Annotated in this window: 17 protein-coding genes; 10 read left to right on the top strand and 7 right to left on the bottom strand. The window is 72.5% G+C overall.

The genetic code is table 11. The annotated features are described in order from the left end of the window. Positions 1 to 8: 8 nt before the first annotated feature. A complete protein-coding gene (locus tag ABZ671_RS02105; protein ID WP_357849720.1) occupies positions 9 to 899 on the top strand; it encodes a GNAT family N-acetyltransferase in 891 nt (296 codons plus the stop codon). Here the strand turns inward: ABZ671_RS02105 and ABZ671_RS02100 are convergent. Then, complete coding sequence (locus ABZ671_RS02100) at positions 871 to 1,521, bottom strand: futalosine hydrolase (RefSeq protein WP_357849717.1); 651 nt, start codon at positions 1,519 to 1,521, stop codon at positions 871 to 873. The genes ABZ671_RS02105 and ABZ671_RS02100 overlap by 29 nt on opposite strands. Further along, the gene (locus ABZ671_RS02095) at positions 1,518 to 3,119 is read right to left on the bottom strand and encodes an MFS transporter (protein ID WP_357849714.1); all 1,602 of its coding nucleotides are present in this window, start codon (positions 3,117 to 3,119) and stop codon (positions 1,518 to 1,520) included. Before ABZ671_RS02095 ends, ABZ671_RS02100 begins: the two co-directional genes overlap by 4 nt. 86 nt (positions 3,120 to 3,205) lie before the next feature. On the opposite strand from ABZ671_RS02095, the gene ABZ671_RS02090 reads away from it, so the two are divergent. Next, positions 3,206 to 4,045, top strand: coding sequence for a DUF3027 domain-containing protein (locus tag ABZ671_RS02090; protein WP_357849711.1), 840 nt, complete (start codon positions 3,206 to 3,208; stop codon positions 4,043 to 4,045). A 3-nt stretch (positions 4,046 to 4,048) separates the two neighbouring features. On the opposite strand, the gene ABZ671_RS02085 is transcribed toward ABZ671_RS02090, so the two are convergent. Continuing rightward, on the bottom strand, positions 4,049 to 4,309 hold the full coding sequence (locus ABZ671_RS02085) for a DUF2530 domain-containing protein (RefSeq protein WP_357849708.1): 261 nt from the start codon (positions 4,307 to 4,309) through the stop codon (positions 4,049 to 4,051). Positions 4,310 to 4,461: 152 nt separating this feature from the next. On the opposite strand from ABZ671_RS02085, the gene ABZ671_RS02080 reads away from it, so the two are divergent. The 4 genes from ABZ671_RS02080 to thpR all read left to right on the top strand — a co-directional run bounded on the left by ABZ671_RS02080 (position 4,462) and on the right by thpR (position 7,497). Beyond that, positions 4,462 to 4,911, top strand: coding sequence for a MarR family transcriptional regulator (locus ABZ671_RS02080; protein ID WP_357849705.1), 450 nt, complete (start codon positions 4,462 to 4,464; stop codon positions 4,909 to 4,911). Between the two features lie 73 nt (positions 4,912 to 4,984). Then, positions 4,985 to 6,271: an MFS transporter gene (locus tag ABZ671_RS02075; protein ID WP_357849702.1), complete on the top strand. Its 1,287-nt coding sequence runs from the start codon at positions 4,985 to 4,987 to the stop codon at positions 6,269 to 6,271. A gap of 124 nt (positions 6,272 to 6,395) precedes the next feature. Continuing rightward, positions 6,396 to 6,905 (top strand): hypothetical protein, encoded by a 510-nt coding sequence (locus ABZ671_RS02070; protein ID WP_357849699.1) that lies wholly within the window; start codon positions 6,396 to 6,398, stop codon positions 6,903 to 6,905. Positions 6,906 to 6,918: 13 nt separating this feature from the next. Next, entirely contained in the window at positions 6,919 to 7,497 is a 579-nt protein-coding gene (thpR, locus tag ABZ671_RS02065) for an RNA 2',3'-cyclic phosphodiesterase (RefSeq protein ID WP_357849696.1), read from the top strand. Positions 7,498 to 7,508: 11 nt separating this feature from the next. Here the strand turns inward: thpR and ABZ671_RS02060 are convergent, their stop codons facing one another. The 4 genes from ABZ671_RS02060 to ABZ671_RS02045 form a co-directional block, all read right to left on the bottom strand. Next, entirely contained in the window at positions 7,509 to 8,495 is a 987-nt protein-coding gene (locus ABZ671_RS02060) for an aldo/keto reductase (protein WP_357849693.1), read from the bottom strand. Positions 8,496 to 8,547: 52 nt separating this feature from the next. Continuing rightward, the gene (gene sepH, locus ABZ671_RS02055) at positions 8,548 to 9,633 is read right to left on the bottom strand and encodes a septation protein SepH (protein WP_357849689.1); all 1,086 of its coding nucleotides are present in this window, start codon (positions 9,631 to 9,633) and stop codon (positions 8,548 to 8,550) included. Between the two features lie 188 nt (positions 9,634 to 9,821). Further along, positions 9,822 to 10,949: a phosphoserine transaminase gene (gene serC / locus ABZ671_RS02050; RefSeq protein ID WP_357849686.1), complete on the bottom strand. Its 1,128-nt coding sequence runs from the start codon at positions 10,947 to 10,949 to the stop codon at positions 9,822 to 9,824. Between the two features lie 325 nt (positions 10,950 to 11,274). Further along, positions 11,275 to 12,381: a citrate synthase 2 gene (locus ABZ671_RS02045; RefSeq protein ID WP_357849683.1), complete on the bottom strand. Its 1,107-nt coding sequence runs from the start codon at positions 12,379 to 12,381 to the stop codon at positions 11,275 to 11,277. A gap of 211 nt (positions 12,382 to 12,592) precedes the next feature. Between ABZ671_RS02045 and pdxH the strand changes: the two genes are divergently transcribed. The 4 genes from pdxH (at position 12,593) to ABZ671_RS02025 (ending at position 16,193) form a co-directional block, all read left to right on the top strand. Further along, a complete protein-coding gene (pdxH, locus tag ABZ671_RS02040; RefSeq protein ID WP_357849680.1) occupies positions 12,593 to 13,282 on the top strand; it encodes a pyridoxamine 5'-phosphate oxidase in 690 nt (229 codons plus the stop codon). Continuing rightward, positions 13,279 to 14,580: an MFS transporter gene (locus tag ABZ671_RS02035; protein WP_357849677.1), complete on the top strand. Its 1,302-nt coding sequence runs from the start codon at positions 13,279 to 13,281 to the stop codon at positions 14,578 to 14,580. Before pdxH ends, ABZ671_RS02035 begins: the two co-directional genes overlap by 4 nt. A gap of 87 nt (positions 14,581 to 14,667) precedes the next feature. Then, positions 14,668 to 15,588 (top strand): aldose 1-epimerase family protein, encoded by a 921-nt coding sequence (locus ABZ671_RS02030; RefSeq protein ID WP_357849674.1) that lies wholly within the window; start codon positions 14,668 to 14,670, stop codon positions 15,586 to 15,588. Between the two features lie 2 nt (positions 15,589 to 15,590). After that, complete coding sequence (locus tag ABZ671_RS02025; protein ID WP_357849671.1) at positions 15,591 to 16,193, top strand: nitroreductase family protein; 603 nt, start codon at positions 15,591 to 15,593, stop codon at positions 16,191 to 16,193. Positions 16,194 to 16,242: the final 49 nt, after the last annotated feature.

Here is a 16,242-nt window from a genome sequence, read left to right as displayed (position 1 = left end):
TCCCAGCTGTGGGTGAGCCGAACTCTTCAACTGAGCGGTGGGCGGACCTGGGCGACCTGCTTAGGCGGCTGCGGCGGCAAGCCGACCTGAGCCAGCGCGAGCTGGCGGCCCGGGCGGGAGTTCCGCAGGCCACGGTCGCGCGGATCGAGTCCGGACGGGCCGTCGACCCTCGGTACCGGACCGTGGAGCGGCTGGTCCGGGCCGCCGGCGGCCAGGTGCGGTTCGACGCCGGGCCGGCCGACGAAGCGCACCGGCTGCCGGCGCCGGTCCCGCACGATGAGCTGCGTGACCAGGCCGGGCGCCGGTATCCGGCCCACCTCGATGTGTGGGAGGTGCGCGAGCCGAAGGACTGGCCCGGAGCGTGGTGGGCGGAGTGGTACAACCTGCCGCCGGAGAAGTGGCCGCTGCCGCTGCCACCCGCGACGTATGAGGTGAATCGCGAGTATCGGGATCGGCGGCGCGAGGCGGAATGGGTGCGTGCCTCGGTGACTGTCCGGCGGGTGACCGGGGCGTTGGCCGCGACGTCATGGCGGTTCGTCGCGGAACTACCGGATGGCGACCTGGTCGGGGAACTCCGCGCCCACGAACAGAGCCCGCATCTCCTCTGGGGCGGGGAGGAGTGCCCAGAGAAGCGGGAGATCGTGATCGACGGCGTGCTCGTCGCCGCCTGGTACCGAGGGCTGGGCATCGGCCGCCGGCTGGTGGAGGCACTCGTCAACGAGCTGCGGGTGGCCGGTCTCGGAGTCGTCCAGGCCCTGACTCAGGAGCCCGGCACCAGCTTTCTGCTCGCCTGCGGGTTCCAGCTGGAGGCGAGCCGGCCTGCCGCGCTCAAGTTAAACCTCACGGCCAGCGCGACGCGGTGGCGCTCGGTCAGCGCAGGGCGGCCGCCGCCACGGTGAGGGCGGCGAACGCCTCCCGCATCCGCCAGGACTCCCGGTTCCGGGGCCCGATCGGGTTGGACACCGTGCGCAGCTCGGCGAAGGGCAGGCCGGCCTGCGCGGCGGCCACGGCCACGCCGTACCCCTCCATGGCCTCGGCCACCGCGTCCGGGTGCCGTTCGGCGAGGGCTGTGGTGCTCGCGGCGGTGCCGGTCACCGTGTTGACCGTGAGCACCGCGCCGACGGTGGCCTCCGGCAGGGCGGTACGCAGGGTGTGCAGCAGCCCCGGGTCGGCGGGTACGACGCTGCCGAGGCCCAGCAGTTCCGCCGGCATGCCCAGCTCCTCCACCGGAAGGAATCCCTCCGGCGACTCGGCGCCCAGGTCTGCCGCCACGCTGCGGGTTGCCAGCACGGTGCCGCCGACCGCCACTCGACCGACGAAACCGCCGGCGATGCCCGCGCTGACCACCCTCCGGTACGGCCGACCGGCCGCCTCGGCGAGCGCCAGCAGCCGGGCGGTGGCGGCTCCGGCGGCGGCGGGGCCGACCCCGACCGGGGTGACGGCGACCGTGGGGTCGGTCAGACCGGCCCGGATCGCGTCCGCCTCGGCCGGTACGGCGGTCACCACCAGCAGCCCACTCACGCGACTGGCCCCCGTGGCTGCCGGTTCTCCTCGTCGGCCCCGCCGGGCCCACCGACCGGTGAGGAGGAGGGACGGTAGATGTGGAAGCCCGGCGGCGGGAACATGTCGTCGTCGGGCTCGACGCTGGGCGTACCCTCCGACGACGGTGCCGGCGAGGTGGGAGTCGGCTCGGCGAACGCCTCCGGCTGCTCGCCGGCAAGCTCGTCGTCGCCGAGGGGGCGGCCGATCAGGCGTTCGCCGCGCAGCCGGCCGGCCACCAGCAGGCCGCGTGCGGCGACCAGCACCGTGACGCCGGCGGCGACGGCGACTCCGATCCGGCCGGTGAAGGGGACGAGCCCGAGCGCGCCGCCGGCCACGAAGGCGAGCATGAGCGCGGTCTCCGAGTGGGCGAAGGAGCTGGCGCGGAGTCGCTCCGGGATCCGCTCCTGGATCGACGCGTCGACCGCGAGCTTGGCGATCCCGCTGAACAGGGCCGCGACCAGGCAGAACAACGCCACCATGGGCAGCGAGAACTTCCACGCGGCCAGTACCGCCACCCCGGCCACGACGATCATGCCGCTGGACTGGATCGCGGCCGGCCGGTGGATCCGCAGCCGGGTGCCAACCGCGGTGGCCAGGAAGCTGCCCACCGCCAGCGCGCCGCCGACCAGGCCCAGCGCGCCCTGAGCACCCAGGTCCCGGCCGAAGACGTCGGTGGTCAGGCCACCGGCCTTGATCGCGAAGGCCAGGAAGAGCAGCAGGAAGCCGTACACCCCGCGCAGCGCCGCCGCGCCGATCAGGGTGGCGATCACCAGTCGGCCGGCGGGACGGCCCCGGCCCAGCGGTCGTTCTCCCGCCCGGCGGCGCAGCGCCTGCAGCGGGCGCGGCACCCGTTCCGGCGGCTCGGAATCCGCCTTCGGCGGCAGGCGCAACGAGATCACCATGCCGATCAGGAAGATCAGCGACGCCACCCGGAGCGGCCACTGCGGCCCGAACCAGAAAGCGGCCAACCCGAGCGGGGCGACCAGCCCACCGGCGACCGTGCCGTAGACACTCGCCCGCGCGCCGACCTGGGACAGGCCCAGGCCCTCCGGCAGCAGCCGGGGCACCGCCGCCGAACGGGCCACCCCGTAGGCCCGGGAGAGAGCGAGCACGCCGAACGCCGCCGGATAGAGCCCGAAGCTGCCGATGTAGTCGGAGATCAGCCAGGCGAGGAAAGCCCGGCCGAGCATGGTGGTCGCCAGCGCGTATCGGCGGCCGTGCCGGAAATGGTCCAGCAGCGGCCCGACCACCGGGGCGAGCATGGCGAAGGGCACCATGGTCACCAGTAGGTAGAGCGCGACCTTGTTCCGGGCCTCACCCAGCGGTACGTCGAAGAAGATCGTCCCGGCCAGGCCGATGGCGATGAGGGTGTCCCCGGCGCAGGAGAGGGCGTGCAGGTCGAAGAGGCGGACCATGCCCACCTCGTTGCCGGCGCTCTGCGCCCGAGCCGATCCGGCCCGTCGGGTCATCCACCGGCCGCCGCGCAGCGTGCCGCGTAGTAGCAGGCGGGTGGCACGGATGCCCGTGCCGACTGCCCGCCCGAGGGCGGACCGGCCGGAGCGGGAGGACGGCGGCATGAGGTCCATCCTCGCCCATCTGATCCAGAAGTGCCGCACCACTCGGGAGAACGACTCCGGGGAGTGCCTGACAGGTGAGCATGGGCATGGGGAACAATGGGTACGTGACCAGGCCCGCCTCCGCCCGCGCTCCCCGGCTCGACCAGGTGTGTGCTGCCGCCGTCGAGGTGGCCCGCGCCGCCATCACCGAGGTGGACCCCGCCGATGTCGGCGAGCACCTCCAGGCCGTCGTCGAGGGTGACCGCCTCGTCACCCACTACTTTGAGTGTCAGCTGGCCGGCTACCGGGGTTGGCGCTGGGCCGTCACGGTGACCCGGGTGCCGCGCAGCCGGAAGGTCACGATCTGCGAGACGGTCCTGCTGCCCGGCGCGGACGCGCTGCTCGCCCCCGGCTGGCTGCCCTGGCAGGAGCGGCTCAAGCCGGGTGACCTGGGCCCGGGCGATCTGCTACCCACCCCGGCGGACGACGAGCGGCTCGCCCCGGGCTATCTGCTCTCCGATGACCCGGCGGTCGAGGAGACCGCGTGGGAGCTGGGCCTGGGCCGGCCCCGGGTGCTGTCCCGGGAGGGTCGCACGGAAGCCGCCCAGCGCTGGTACGACGGCGATCACGGGCCGGAGGCCCCGATCTCGGTGGCCGCGCCGGCCGCCGCCCGCTGCGGCACCTGCGGCTTCTACCTGCCCCTCGCCGGGGCGCTGCGGCAGGCCTTCGGCGCCTGCGGCAACTTCTATGCGCCCGACGACGGCCGGGTGGTGAGTGCCGACCATGGCTGCGGCGCGCACTCGGAGACCCTCGCCGAGACGGCCGAGACCCCGACCGACGAGCTGCCCGCGGTCTACGACGACAGCGCGGTCGAGACGATGTCGGTGAGCCGTGCCCCGGGCTCGGTCGAGGCGGCCGAGCCGGCGGAGCCGTACGGCCACCCCTGACGGTCAGCCCCGGCGGGCGGCGGCCGCTCGCCGGCGACGCCGGTTGGCGTCGTGCCGCATCATCACCGCGAGACCGGGAAAGCCCCACAGGAAACCGGCCAGGCAGGTCCAGAGCCAGTTCTGGTGCCCGTGTTCGGTGAGCCAACCGCGAAAGAAGATCAGCAGCACCAGACCGGCCACCGCCCAGGCGATCAGCCCGGCAACGGCGAACGGCACCATCGGCGGGTCGAGCGGCTCGGGCCGCGGCGGTTGCTCCTGAGGCACGGGCACAGCGTACGCGACCTCTTGTGCCCGGCTTGCCGGTGATCGAGGACGGCATTCATCCTGTACTTCCCGCGCGGCGGGGAAGTCGATCTTCTGGTGAGTCTGGTCATATCGCACGTCGTTAGCCAGGCTCATTAGTTAAGCTAACGAGTGTGACGGAGCGGACGGTGACGGCGAAACGCGTGCCACCGGCGCAACTGGCCCCCCAGTTGCGTGATGCGATCACCCGGCTCAACCGGCGGGTCCGGCAGGCCCGCCCGGTGGGCGATCTGACGGTCACCCAGGTCTCGGCGCTGACCAGTCTCAATCTGGCCGGCGCGCTGACGCCCCGGGAACTGGCCGACGTCGAGCGGGTGCAGCCGCCGACGATGACCAAGATCGTCGCGAAGTTGGAGGAGCGCGGCCTCGTGCAGCGCACCCCTCACCCGACCGACGGTCGCCAGGTCATCCTGGCGGCGACCGAGGGTGGGCGAGCCGTGCTCGAGCAGTTCGAGCGGGCCCGCAACGAGTGGCTGGCCAACAGACTGACCGCGCTCACCGCGGAGGAACGCGACACGCTGCAGCGGGCCGCCGACATCCTCCAGGGGATCGCCCGCGCCTGAGCCACGACGCGTCGTGCAGTCCGCCCCGTCCGGCGTGGATGAAACGTGTACGACGCGAGGAGGCGCATAGAGAGTGCAGGCAAAGCTGAGCACGATGTTCCAGTCCCTACAAGTTCGTAACTACCGGCTCTTCGCCACCGGACAGCTGATCAAGTTGGTCGGCGTCTGGATGATGTTCATCGCCCAGGACTGGCTCGTCCTCCAGCTCAGCGACAACTCCGCCACCGCGCTCGGCGTGGTCACCGCGTTGCAGTTCACTCCCGTCCTGCTGCTGACCCTGCTCTCCGGCCGCCTCGCCGACCGGTACGACAAGCGCATGCTGCTCTTCATCGCCAACGCGTTCTGGACCGTGTTGGCGCTGGTGATGAGCATGCTCGTGATCACCGGGCTGGTGCAGCTCTGGCATGTCTTCGCGTTCGCCGCCCTGCTCGGCGTCGCCAACGCGGTGGAGACTCCGGTCCGGCAGGCGTTCGTCTCCGAACTGGTCGGCGTGCCGTTGCTGCCGAACGCGCTCTCGCTCAACGCGGCCACCTTCAACTCGGCCCGGATAATCGGCCCCGCCGCCGCAGGCCTCGCCATCGCCGCCTTCGACGTCGGGCCGGTCTTCGTGTTCAGCGCGCTCAGCTCGATCGCCCCGCTGGTCAACGTGGTCCGGATGCGTACCTCGGAGCTGCACCGCAAGGACCTGCCGCCGGCCGGCGAGCGCGACCAGGCCCGGGTGGTGGACGGCCTGCGGTACGTCTGGCGCCGCCCCGATCTCCTGCTGCCGATGGCGCTGATGTCGGTGATCGGGATGAGCCTGTTCAACTTCCAGCTCACCCTCGCGGCGCTGGCCAAGACGGTGTTCCACACCGGGGCCGCCTCATTTGGCCTGTTCAGCACCGCCCTCGCGGTCGGCGCGCTGGTCGGCGCCCTGGCCGGCACTGGGCGGCGCAGCCGCCCGTCGGTCTGGCTGGTGCTCGGCGCGGCGGTCGGTTGCGCCAGCTTCGGCACCCTGGTCGGGCTCGCCCCGGCGTACTGGCTGGTGGTGGCGCTGCTGCTGCCGACCGGGTTCTTCATGGTCTTCTTCGCCCAGGCCGCCAACCAGCGGGTCCAGCTCAGCGTGGACGCCGCGTTCCGGGGCCGGGTGATGGCGCTCTGGGTGCTGGTCTTCCTCGGCACCAACCCGGTCGGCGCGCCGATCATCGGCTGGGTGGCCGAAACCTTCGGCGCCGGAGCGAGCATCTGGGTCGGTGGCCTGATCTCGCTGGCCGCCGCGCTCCTCGCGCTCACCTGGCAGCTGCGTCGCTCGGGCGCCCGGCTGCGGCTGCGGATGCTGCCCATGCCCCGCTTCTACGTGGTGTCGCTCCCCAGCGAGTGAAGTGCAAGGAGGGGCCCCTGTTAACGCCTGGTGCATGGCAGGGCCCCCTTTTAACGCGTATTCATTCAAGCCGGATATCGGCATTCCGGTGGCGGGCCGTGACGACGGGGCTTAGCGTCGATGCGTGGAGGTGGGGCGGGGGCTGATGCTGGTGCTGGCGATCCTCGCCGTCTGCTGCCTGCCGGCCCTCTTCGCGCTGCTCTTCTGCGCCGACGAGATCCTCGACCGGGTGGCCTGCGGATGGGCCGAGTGGCGCGAGCAACGCCGGGAACGGGGAACCATCGCCTGGCTGGACCGAGCCATCGAGGCCGACGCGCTCACCCGCGACATCGATCTGACCGAGCTGGACCGGGCCGATCGGCGACCACTCGAACAGCTCGCCATCGATCTGCGGCGGCTCGGCGGCCATCGGCTCGCCGCCGTCGACCGCTCGGTGGTGTGGCATGGCGCGGTCATCGACGCGTACGACGAGCGGCTGCGCGCCGCCTGCCGGGCACTGGGGATCACCGAGCACCTGACCGAGCTGGACGGCGTGGACCGGGAGATCGAGCGGGTCCGGGTGGAGGGTCTGGTGCACGCCGCCGGGCTCGCCCTGCCCGCGGCCCGCCCCGGTCACCACCAGCGGCACCGCTGACCCGGCGGCACCGGTGCGGCTCTTCGTCGCGGTCTACCCACCCCGGCCGGCGGTCGACGACCTCACCGCCCAGGTGGCCCGGCTACGGGTCGGCGCCGCTACCGCCGCCGGCACCAATGTCCGGCTGGCCGACCCGGGCAACGCCCACCTCACCCTGGCCTTCCTCGGCGACGTGGAGGAAACCCAGCTGGTTGACGTGGAGAGCGCGCTCGGCCTGGCCGCCGAGACGTTCCGGGGCGGCCGGGACAGCTCGCTCTGCCTCCGTCTCGGGGGTGGGGGCAGTTTCGGACGCGGCCGGTTCACCGTGCTCTGGGTGGACGTCCAGGGCGACCTCCACGGGCTGGCCACGCTGGCCCGACTGATCCGGTTCGCGCTGCGGCGGGCCCGGCTGCCACACGATGAGAAACCGTTCCGGGCTCATCTGACCATCGCCCGCCCCGGTGATCGGATCGACCGCGCCGACGTGATCGCCGACCGCGAGACCCTGCACGACTATCGCGGCCCGGAGTGGCCGGCGGAGGAGCTGGTGCTGGTCCGCAGCCACCCCGGCCCCCGTCCCACCTACGACCGCCTCGCCGCCTGGCCGATCTGACCCAGCCCGCGTTACCAGGCCCAGGCTTCGGGGCCGGGGCCGCCGTTGCCGAGGGGTGGGAACAACTCGTCGAGCCGGGCGAGGGTGGCCTCGTCGAGGTCCACCTGCAGCGCGTCGAGGCTGTGGTCGAGTTGATCGACGGTGCGCGGGCCGACGATCGGGGCGGTCACGCCGGGCCGGGAGAGCAGCCAGGCCAGCGCCACCGAGGCCGGGTCATGACCCAGGTCGGCGCAGAGCTTCTCGTACGCTTCGATGGTGGGCCGGTGCGCGGCGAGCGCGTCGGCCGACCGGCCACTGGCACCGCGCGCCGCGCCGCCCTCGGCCATCTTGCGTAGCACTCCGGAGAGCAGCCCGCCGTGCAACGGCGACCACGGGATGATGCCCAGCCCGTAGTGCTGCGCGGCCGGAACCACCTCCAACTCGACGTACCGGGTCATCAAGTTGTAGATGCACTGTTCGGAGACGAGGCCGAGGAAGTTGCGGCGGCCCGCTGCGGCCTGCGCCTGCGCGATGTGCCAACCGGCGAAGTTGGACGATCCGACGTAGATGACCTTTCCCTGGGCGACCAGGGTCTCCATGGCCTGCCAGATCTCCTCCCACGGTGTGGTCCGCGAGATGTGGTGCATCTGGTACAGGTCGATGGTGTCGGTCTGGAGCCGGCGCAGCGAGTCCTCGCAGGCCCGGATGATGTGCCGGGCGCTCAGGCCCTGCTCGTTGGGCCACTCGCCCATCTTGCCGTACACCTTGGTGGCCAGGACGACCTTGTCGCGGCGTCCACCGCCCTGGGCGAACCAGCGACCGACGATCTGCTCGGTGACGCCCTCACCCAGCTTCCAGCCGTAGACGTTCGCGGTGTCGAAGAAGTTGATGCCGTGCTCGAGGGCTCGGTCCATGATGGCGAAGCTGCCCGGCTCGTCGGTTTGCGGGCCGAAGTTCATCGTGCCGAGGCAGAAGCGGCTCACCGAGAGACCGGTGCGCCCGAGATTCGTGTACTCCATGGGTCCACTCTGGCACGCGCGGCCCTGGAGTGCCGTGCAATACGAGGGTGGATCAGGACGACTCCCGGACCGCCGGGCCGCTGCCGAAAAGGACATCGTCCCAGCTCGGCAGCCGCTTACGTGGCTTGCCGCCGGCCTCCGCGGACTCCGTGCCACCCGCGGCCGCCGCCGCGCCGGTGCGACGCGGCCGGAGCACGGCCAGCGATGGTACGGCCGGGACCTCCTTCGGCGCGTCCGAGTCGTCGTCGAACGCCGAACCCGGGCCGCCGCCGAGCAGCGCCGCCGCGCCACCGGCGACCGGGCGCTGGCGTGGTGCCTCCGGCCCGGCCAGGGCGGCCGGGGAACGGGTGTCGAGCCCGCGGCCCGAGCCCGTCGAGCCGAGCGGCCGGTCCAGCGAGGCGAGCAGCGCGTCGCGGCCGGCGCGAATCGGATCCCGCCCCGGGCGGGGGTGCTCGGCGGGCGTCGGCAGGCCGTGCCCGCCCCGATTCGGCTCGCCGCGCGACGGGCCGGGCAGCGCGTGCCCGCCCCGCTCCGGCGCGGGCTCCTGACCGAGGATGGGCGTGGGCCGCTCGGCGCAAAGGTATTGCGCCATGTCGTCGTGGGGGACGACATGCTGCCGGGTCTTGTCGAGGTCCCACACCGCCTGCGCGGTGGCCTTGCCCGACGGCCAAGTGGCGATGATCCGCCAGGTGCCGTCCTCCCGCCGGTATGCGTCCCAGGAGATCTTTTCGGTGTCGATCCCGTGCTGGGCCAGCCGGCCGTTGACCACCTCGGCCAGCGGTGTCGGCTTCTCGGCGCCTTTGAGCCGGCTCCGCCGGGCGTGCTGCGCGAGCATGGCCCGCTCCTGAAGCACCGGACCCGCGTAGCGCAGGACGCGGTCGACCGGAACGCCGGCGATCCGAGCGACGTCCTCAGCGGACTCGCCGGCCCGGATCCGGGCCTGAATGTCCCGAGGCGACAGGGACGCTGCCAGGTCAGGGGTGGATGGCACCACCGCGAGAGGGGCCGCGCCGGGCTCGGGGTGCAACGCCGTGGCGACGCGTTCGTCGATCGGCAGCGCGAGCAGGCGCCCGACCTCGTCTGTGAGCACCAGAGCCTGGCCGTCCTCGGAGAGGGCGACGAAGCGTACTGGGCGCATGGGCTTGCCTCCGTCCCGCTTCGCTGGCCGTCACGCCACGAGCCGGCCACCCGGGCGTCTCGCACCACCGTACGCCCATCTACCCCAAGGTGGGGGATGCGACACCCGGCATGTCGCGACTGAGCTGCGACGATGATCACGGTGGGTGGTTGTCGGGGGCCCGACGACCACCCACCGTCACCGAGCGATCAGAGTCGCTCGACCACGTAGTCGATGGACGCGGTGAGCGCCTCCACGTCGGCCGGCTCGACCGCCGGGAACAGCGCGATGCGCAGCTGGTTGCGGCCCAGCTTCCGATAGGGCTCGGTGTCCACGATGCCGTTGGCGCGTAGCGCCTTCGCGATCGCCGAACCGTCCACCCCGTCGGCGAAGTCGATCGTCGCGACCACGTTGGAACGGAGCGTCGTGTCGGTCACGAACGGGGTAGCGAACTCGGCCCGCTCGGCCCAGCCGTACACGATGCCGGCGCTCTCGGCGGTGCGCTTGGCCGCCCAGGCCAGGCCGCCCTGGGCGTTCATCCAGTCGGTCTGCTCGGCGGCCAGGAAGATGGTGGCCAGCGCGGGGGTGTTGTACGTCTGCTCCAGCCGCGAGTTGTCGATCGCGGTGACCAGGTCGAGGAAGGCCGGAACGTAGCGACCGGACTCCTTGATCTCGGTGGCCCGGGCGAGCGCGGCCGGCGACATCAGGGCCAGCCAGAGGCCACCGTCGGAGCCGAAGCACTTCTGCGGGGCGAAGTAGTAGACGTCGGTCTCGCCGACGTTCACCTCCAGGCCGCCGGCGCCGGAGGTGGCGTCGACCAGCAGCAAGGAGCCCTCATCGGCGCCCGGCACCCGGCCGACCGGCACGGCCACGCCGGTGGAGGTCTCGTTGTGCGGGGTGGCGTAAACGTCCACGCCGGCCTCGGCGACCAGCGTCGGCGCGCTCCCCGGCTCGGACTTGCGGATGGTCGGCTCGCCGAGGAACGGCGCGTCCTTGACCGACTTGGCGAACTTCGCACCGAACTCGCCGAAGCTGGCGAACTGGGCCCGGTCGCGGATCAGGCCGAAGGTGGCGACCTCCCAGAAGGCGGTGGTGCCGCCGTTGCCGAGGACCACTTCGTAGCCCTCGGGGAGGGAATAAAACTCGGCGATGCCGCGGCGCAGCCGGGCCACCTGGTCGCGGACGGTCTTCTGCCGGTGCGAGGTGCCCAGGTAGCTCGTGGCGACGTCGGCGAGGGCGGAGACCGCCGCCGGACGGACCTTGGACGGCCCGCAGCCGAAGCGCCCGTCGGCGGGCTTGATGTCGTCGGGAATCCGGATGGTCGGTGCGTCAGCCACGGTTGTCTCGATCCTTCCGAGTGGGCGAGGACGGGCCCTCTTGACGGGCACGGATCGACGGCGGCCGCGCACGGGCGCGGAAAGCCGGGATCCGAAGCCCGGTCCGGCGGCTCTGCCGGCCTTCATCCTCGCACCCGGGCCACCTGCCCCGGCGGCTGGTCCCGGCCTGTGGGGTGAGGCGTCGGCCACAATTGCCGGTGCCGGTGTGCTGCCCCGGCGTGCCGCCATCCGGGTGACGGTGCCCGCAAAAGAAATATGCCGCTGAGGCAGGAAAGTGACTCAGCGGCATATCGGTGAACACGAGGACGCCTCGGGACGGTGTGGGTCAGACGCCGTGCGGGATGGCGTCCCAGCCCTCGACCTCCTGCGGCTTGCGCGGGCGGTGGCCCACGTAGCGAGCCGACGGGCGGACCAGCCGGTTCAGCTTCTTCTGCTCCAGGATGTGCGCGGACCAACCACCCATCCGGGCGCAGGTGAACATCGAGGTGAACATGTGCGCCGGCACCTCGGCGAAGTCCAGCACCACGGCCGACCAGAACTCGACGTTGGTGGCGAGCACCCGGTCCGGGCGGCGGGCCTGCAGCTCGGCCAGGGCAGCCTTCTCCAGCGCCTCGGCGACCTCGAAGCGCGGCGCGCCCAACTCCTTGGCGGTGCGCCGGAGCACCCGGGCGCGCGGGTCCTCGGCCCGGTAGACCCGGTGGCCGAAGCCCATCAGCCGCTCGCCCCGGTCGAGCACGCCCTTGACGTACCCCTCGGCGTCGCCGCTGCGCTCGACGGCCTCCAGCATGCTGAGCACCCGCGACGGCGCGCCGCCGTGCAGCGGGCCGGAGAGCGCGCCGATGCCGGAGGAGATGCAGGCGGCGGCGTCGGCGCCGGTGGAGGCGACGATCCGCGCGGTGAAGGTGGAGGCGTTCAGGCCGTGCTCGGCGGCCGAGATGAAGTAGGCGTCGACGGCCTTGACGTGCCGGGGGTCGGGCTCGCCCCGCCAGCGCTTCATGAACCGCTCGACGACCGTCTCCGCCTTGTCGATCTCCTTCTGCGGCACGGCCGGCAGGCCCAGGCCCCGGGCCGACTGGGCGACGAAGGAGAGCGCGGTGACCGACACCCGGGCGAGGTCCTCACGGGCCTGCTCGTCGGAGATGTCGAGCAGCTGGTCGAGCCCCCAGTACGGGGCGAGCATGGCGACCGCGGACTGCACGTCGACGCGGATGTCGCCGGAGTGCACCGGCACCGGGAACGGCTCGGCCGGCGGCAGGCCGGGGCCGAAACGTCCGTCGACCAGCAGCGCCCAGACGTTGCCAAAGGAGACCTGGCCGATCAGATCCTCGATGTCCACGCCGCGATAGCGCAGCGAGCCACCCTCGCGGTCCGGTTCGGCGATCTCGGTCTCGAAGGCTACGACGCCTTCCAGGCCCGGTTTGAAGTCGGCCATCTCGTCTCCTGGCTTCCGGCTCGGTGCGCCCGCGCGGGCTCATCCGGCCCCGCTTCCCAGGCGACCCTCAGGGATGTGTTCGTGCCATCTTGCCTGCTGAGTAACGGAGTGCGCGACCCACTGCGACTGTGCTACGCGCCTCATCCCCGCCGATGGGCAAGCCCACCGCCTCGGCCAGACTGGGCGGTAGGGCCTGGCCAGCATCGGGGGGATGCGGTCGTGCGAGGAAAGGGACAAAAGAGTGACGGGCGACACACCAGCGCCGGCCGCAATGCGTAACGAGTACGCAGCCGACCAGGGGCTTTCCGAGTCGGAGCTCGCGCCGGACTGGCACACCCAGTTCGCCCGCTGGTTCGCCGACGCGGTGGCGTACCCGCTTCCGGAGCCGAACGCGATGGTGGTGGGCACGGCCGACGCCGACGGCCGCCCGAGCGGCCGGACGGTGCTGCTCAAGGGGTACGACCCGGAGGGCTTCGTCTTCTACACCAACCACGACTCGCGTAAGGGCGCCGAGCTGAGGTCCAACCCGTGGGCCAGCCTGGTCTTCCCCTGGTTCCCGATGCAACGTCAGGTGGTGGTCACCGGCCGGGTGGCGGAGGTCGGCCGGGCTGAGACCGAGGCGTACTTCGCCACCCGGCCGCGCGGCTCCCAGCTCGGCGCCTGGGCCAGCACCCAGTCCCGGGTCGTTCCGGACCGGGCCGCGCTGGACGCGGCGTACCGGGCGGCGGCCGAGCGCTTCGCCGCCGTCGAGCCGGTCCCCGCGCCTCCGCACTGGGGTGGGTTCCGGGTGCTCCCCGAGACGGTGGAGTTCTGGCAGGGCCGGGCCAGCCGGCTGCACGACCGGCTGCGGTTCCGGCGCACCGACGGCGGCGCCTGGGTCACCGAGCGGCTGGCCCCGTGACCGGGGTGCAGGAGGCCCGGTCGCGCGGATCGCGCCGCTGGGCGATCGACCTGCGCCCGCTGGCCGTGCCCGCGTACCGGCGGGTGTGGCTCGGCAACGGCGTGGCGATGTTCGGATTCCAGTTCACCGCGGTCGCCGTACCGGTGCAGATGTTCGCCCTGACCGGCGGCTCGTTCTGGGTCGGGCTGCTCGGCGTGGCCGGATTCCTGCCGCTGCTGCTGTTCGGGCTCTGGGGCGGCGCGGTGGCCGACGCCCGGGATCGCCGCCTGGTGCTGCTCGGCGGGGGTGGCCTGCTCTGGGTGTCGACCCTGGCGCTGCTGGTCCAGGCGTTGCTCAAGGTGGACAGCCCGGTGCTGCTGCTCGCCCTGGTGGCGGTGCAGTCGACCGCGTTCGCGGTCACCTCGCCGGCCCGCAGCGCGATCCTGCCGCGGTTGGTGCCGGACGAACTGGTGCCGGCGGCCAGCACGCTGAACTTCACCACGTTCACCGCGACCGCGGTCTTCGGGCCCCTCACGGCCGGTCTGATCTTCGCCGGCTGGCGGCCCGAGGTCGGGCTGCCGATCGCGTACGCCGTGGACGCGCTGCTGTTCGCCGTGTCGCTCTGGGCCACGCTGCGCCTGCCGGCGATGCCGCCCGAGCCGGATCCGGACAGCGACGGTGCCGCGCGCAAGGCGGGGCTGGCCAGCATCGTGGACGGCTTCCGCTACCTGGCCACCACGCCGGTGCTGCTGCTGTCGTTCGCCATCGACCTGATCGCGATGATCCTGGCGATGCCCCGGGCGCTCTTCCCCGAGCTGGCCCAGGGCCGGCTCGGCGGCGGCTCGGCGGTCGGCTGGCTCTACAGCGCCATCGCCATCGGCGCGATGGTGGGTGGCCTGACCTCCGGCTGGATCGGCCGGCTGCGGCGGCAGGGGTTGGCGCTGGTGCTGGCCGTGGTGGGCTGGGGCGTCGCGATCGCGTTGGCCGGGCTGGCGCGCCAGCTCTGGCTGGTGGTGCTGCTGCTCGGCCTGGCCGGCGCGGCCGACCTGGTCAGCTCGGTGCTGCGGCAGTCGATGCTGCTGGTCTACGCGCCGGATCGGATGCGCGGCCGACTCCAGGGGGTCAACACGGTGGTGGTCGCCGGTGGCCCGCGCCTGGGCGACCTGCGGGCCGGCACGATGGCCGCCGGCTTCGGCGCCGGCGTCGCCTGGGTGAGCGGTGGCCTCGTCGCGGCCGTTCTCGCCGTGCTGCTGGTGGTGGCCTTCCCGGCGCTGCTGCGCTATCGCGTTGTCACGCCGCACACCGACTCCGGGGGTTGAGCCGACTCTGACGGTTAACCGGGGGCCCTTCCTCTACCGCAGGCGTTAACAGGGTGCCCTTCCTTGCATCGACTAGGGTTCTTGGGCATGGGGAATGGGTCGCCGTCGGGAGCACAGTGGAGCATCGCCGCCGACGGACACGAGGCGGTCGTCGTCGAGGTGGGTGGCGGGCTGCGGACGTACCGGCACGACGCGGTGGACTATCTCGACGGGTACGAGGTGGACGAGCTCTGCCCCGGCTCGGCCGGGCAGGTGCTGGCCCCGTGGCCGAACCGGATCCGGGACGGCGCGTACACCTTCGGCGACCGGTCGCTGCAGCTCGACCTGAGCGAGCCGGCCCGGCACAACGCCCTCCACGGCCTGGTCAACTGGGTGTCCTGGCACCTGATCGAGCGCTCGGCCGAGAGCGTCACGATCGGGTACGACCTGCCGCCGAGTCCGGGTTATCCGTGGGCGCTGCGGCTGCGTACCCGGTGGAGCGTGGGTGCGGACGGGCTGCGCGCCGAGCACGAGGCGACCAACCTGGCCGATGAGGCGGTGCCGTTCGGCTTCTCGGTCCACCCCTATCTGCGGCTGCCGAAGGCCGGCGTGGGCGAGTTGACGCTGCGGGTGCCGGGGCGGACCCGGATGTTGCTGGACGGCCGGCTGCTCCCGGTGGCTGTGACCAAGGTCGCCGGCACCGAGTACGACTACACCGAGCCCCGCCCGATCGGCGACGCGGTGCTCGACCTGGCCTTCGGTGACGTCGAACGGGACGCCGACGGCCGGTCGACGGTGACCCTCGCCGCGCTGGACGGTTCGGCCGCGGTACACGTCTGGGCGGACGGCGAGTTCGGCTGGTGGCAGGTCTACACCGGGGACACCCTCACCGGCGAGCGTCACCGCCGTTCGGTCGCGGTCGAGCCGATGACCTGCCCGGCGGACGCGTTCCGCTCCCGCAAGGACTTGATCGTGCTGGCCCCCGGCGAGACCTGGCGGGGCGCCTGGGGCATCCGACCTGGAGGGTGAGCATGGAGTTCGCCGAGGTTGTCCGGCGCCGCCGGATGGTACGCAACTACGACCCGGGCCGGCCGGTGCCGCCGGAGGTGGTGGACCGGCTGTTGGAGCACGCGATCCGGGCACCCTCGGCGGGTTTCGCCCAGGGCTGGGGTTTCCTGGTGCTGGAGGAGCCGGCGGACCGGGAGCGGTTCTGGGCCGCGGCCACCCCGGGCGAGGGCGGCCGGGACCGCTGGCTGGCCGGGATGCGGCGCGCCCCGCTGATCGTGGTGCCGCACGCCAACCGTGCCGCGTATCTCGACCGGTACGCGGAGCCGGACAAGGGCTGGGCGGATCGTTCCGAGGACCGCTGGCCGGTGCCCTACTGGTACGTGGACACCGGCTTCGCCGCCCTGCTGATGCTGCTCACCGCCGTGGACGAGGGGCTGGGCGCGTGCTTCTTCGGCATTCCGCCGCAGCGGATCGGGGCGTACCGGGAGGCGTTCAACGTGCCCGAGGATTATCACCCGATCGGCGCCGTCACCGTCGGCTACCGGGCGCCCGATCACCGGTCACCCTCGTTGCGCCGCGGGCGGCGGTCGATCGACGAGGTGGTCCGGCGCGGCAGTTGGAGCTGAGGGCGGATTTGTCCCGGCGAGTGCGGCTATCGGTAGTGACGAAAGCGAC

Origin of the sequence: Micromonospora sp. NPDC006766, assembly GCF_040636055.1 — a bacterium.
GTDB lineage: Bacteria > Actinomycetota > Actinomycetes > Mycobacteriales > Micromonosporaceae > Micromonospora.
The sequence above is the reverse complement of the archived record's forward strand: the minus strand, read 5'-3'. Positions and strand labels throughout refer to the sequence as shown.

Coding starts and splice junctions, on each gene's coding strand:
- sepH (WP_357849689.1), bottom strand. CDS start 9,633: ATGCGCCCAGTACGCTTCGTCGCCCTCTCCGAGGACGGCCAGGCTCTG.
- ABZ671_RS02090 (WP_357849711.1), top strand. CDS start 3,206: ATGGGGAACAATGGGTACGTGACCAGGCCCGCCTCCGCCCGCGCTCCC.
- ABZ671_RS02095 (WP_357849714.1), bottom strand. CDS start 3,119: ATGCCGCCGTCCTCCCGCTCCGGCCGGTCCGCCCTCGGGCGGGCAGTC.
- ABZ671_RS02030 (WP_357849674.1), top strand. CDS start 14,668: ATGGGGAATGGGTCGCCGTCGGGAGCACAGTGGAGCATCGCCGCCGAC.
- ABZ671_RS02025 (WP_357849671.1), top strand. CDS start 15,591: ATGGAGTTCGCCGAGGTTGTCCGGCGCCGCCGGATGGTACGCAACTAC.
- ABZ671_RS02045 (WP_357849683.1), bottom strand. CDS start 12,381: ATGGCCGACTTCAAACCGGGCCTGGAAGGCGTCGTAGCCTTCGAGACC.
- ABZ671_RS02060 (WP_357849693.1), bottom strand. CDS start 8,495: ATGGAGTACACGAATCTCGGGCGCACCGGTCTCTCGGTGAGCCGCTTC.
- pdxH (WP_357849680.1), top strand. CDS start 12,593: ATGCGGTCGTGCGAGGAAAGGGACAAAAGAGTGACGGGCGACACACCA.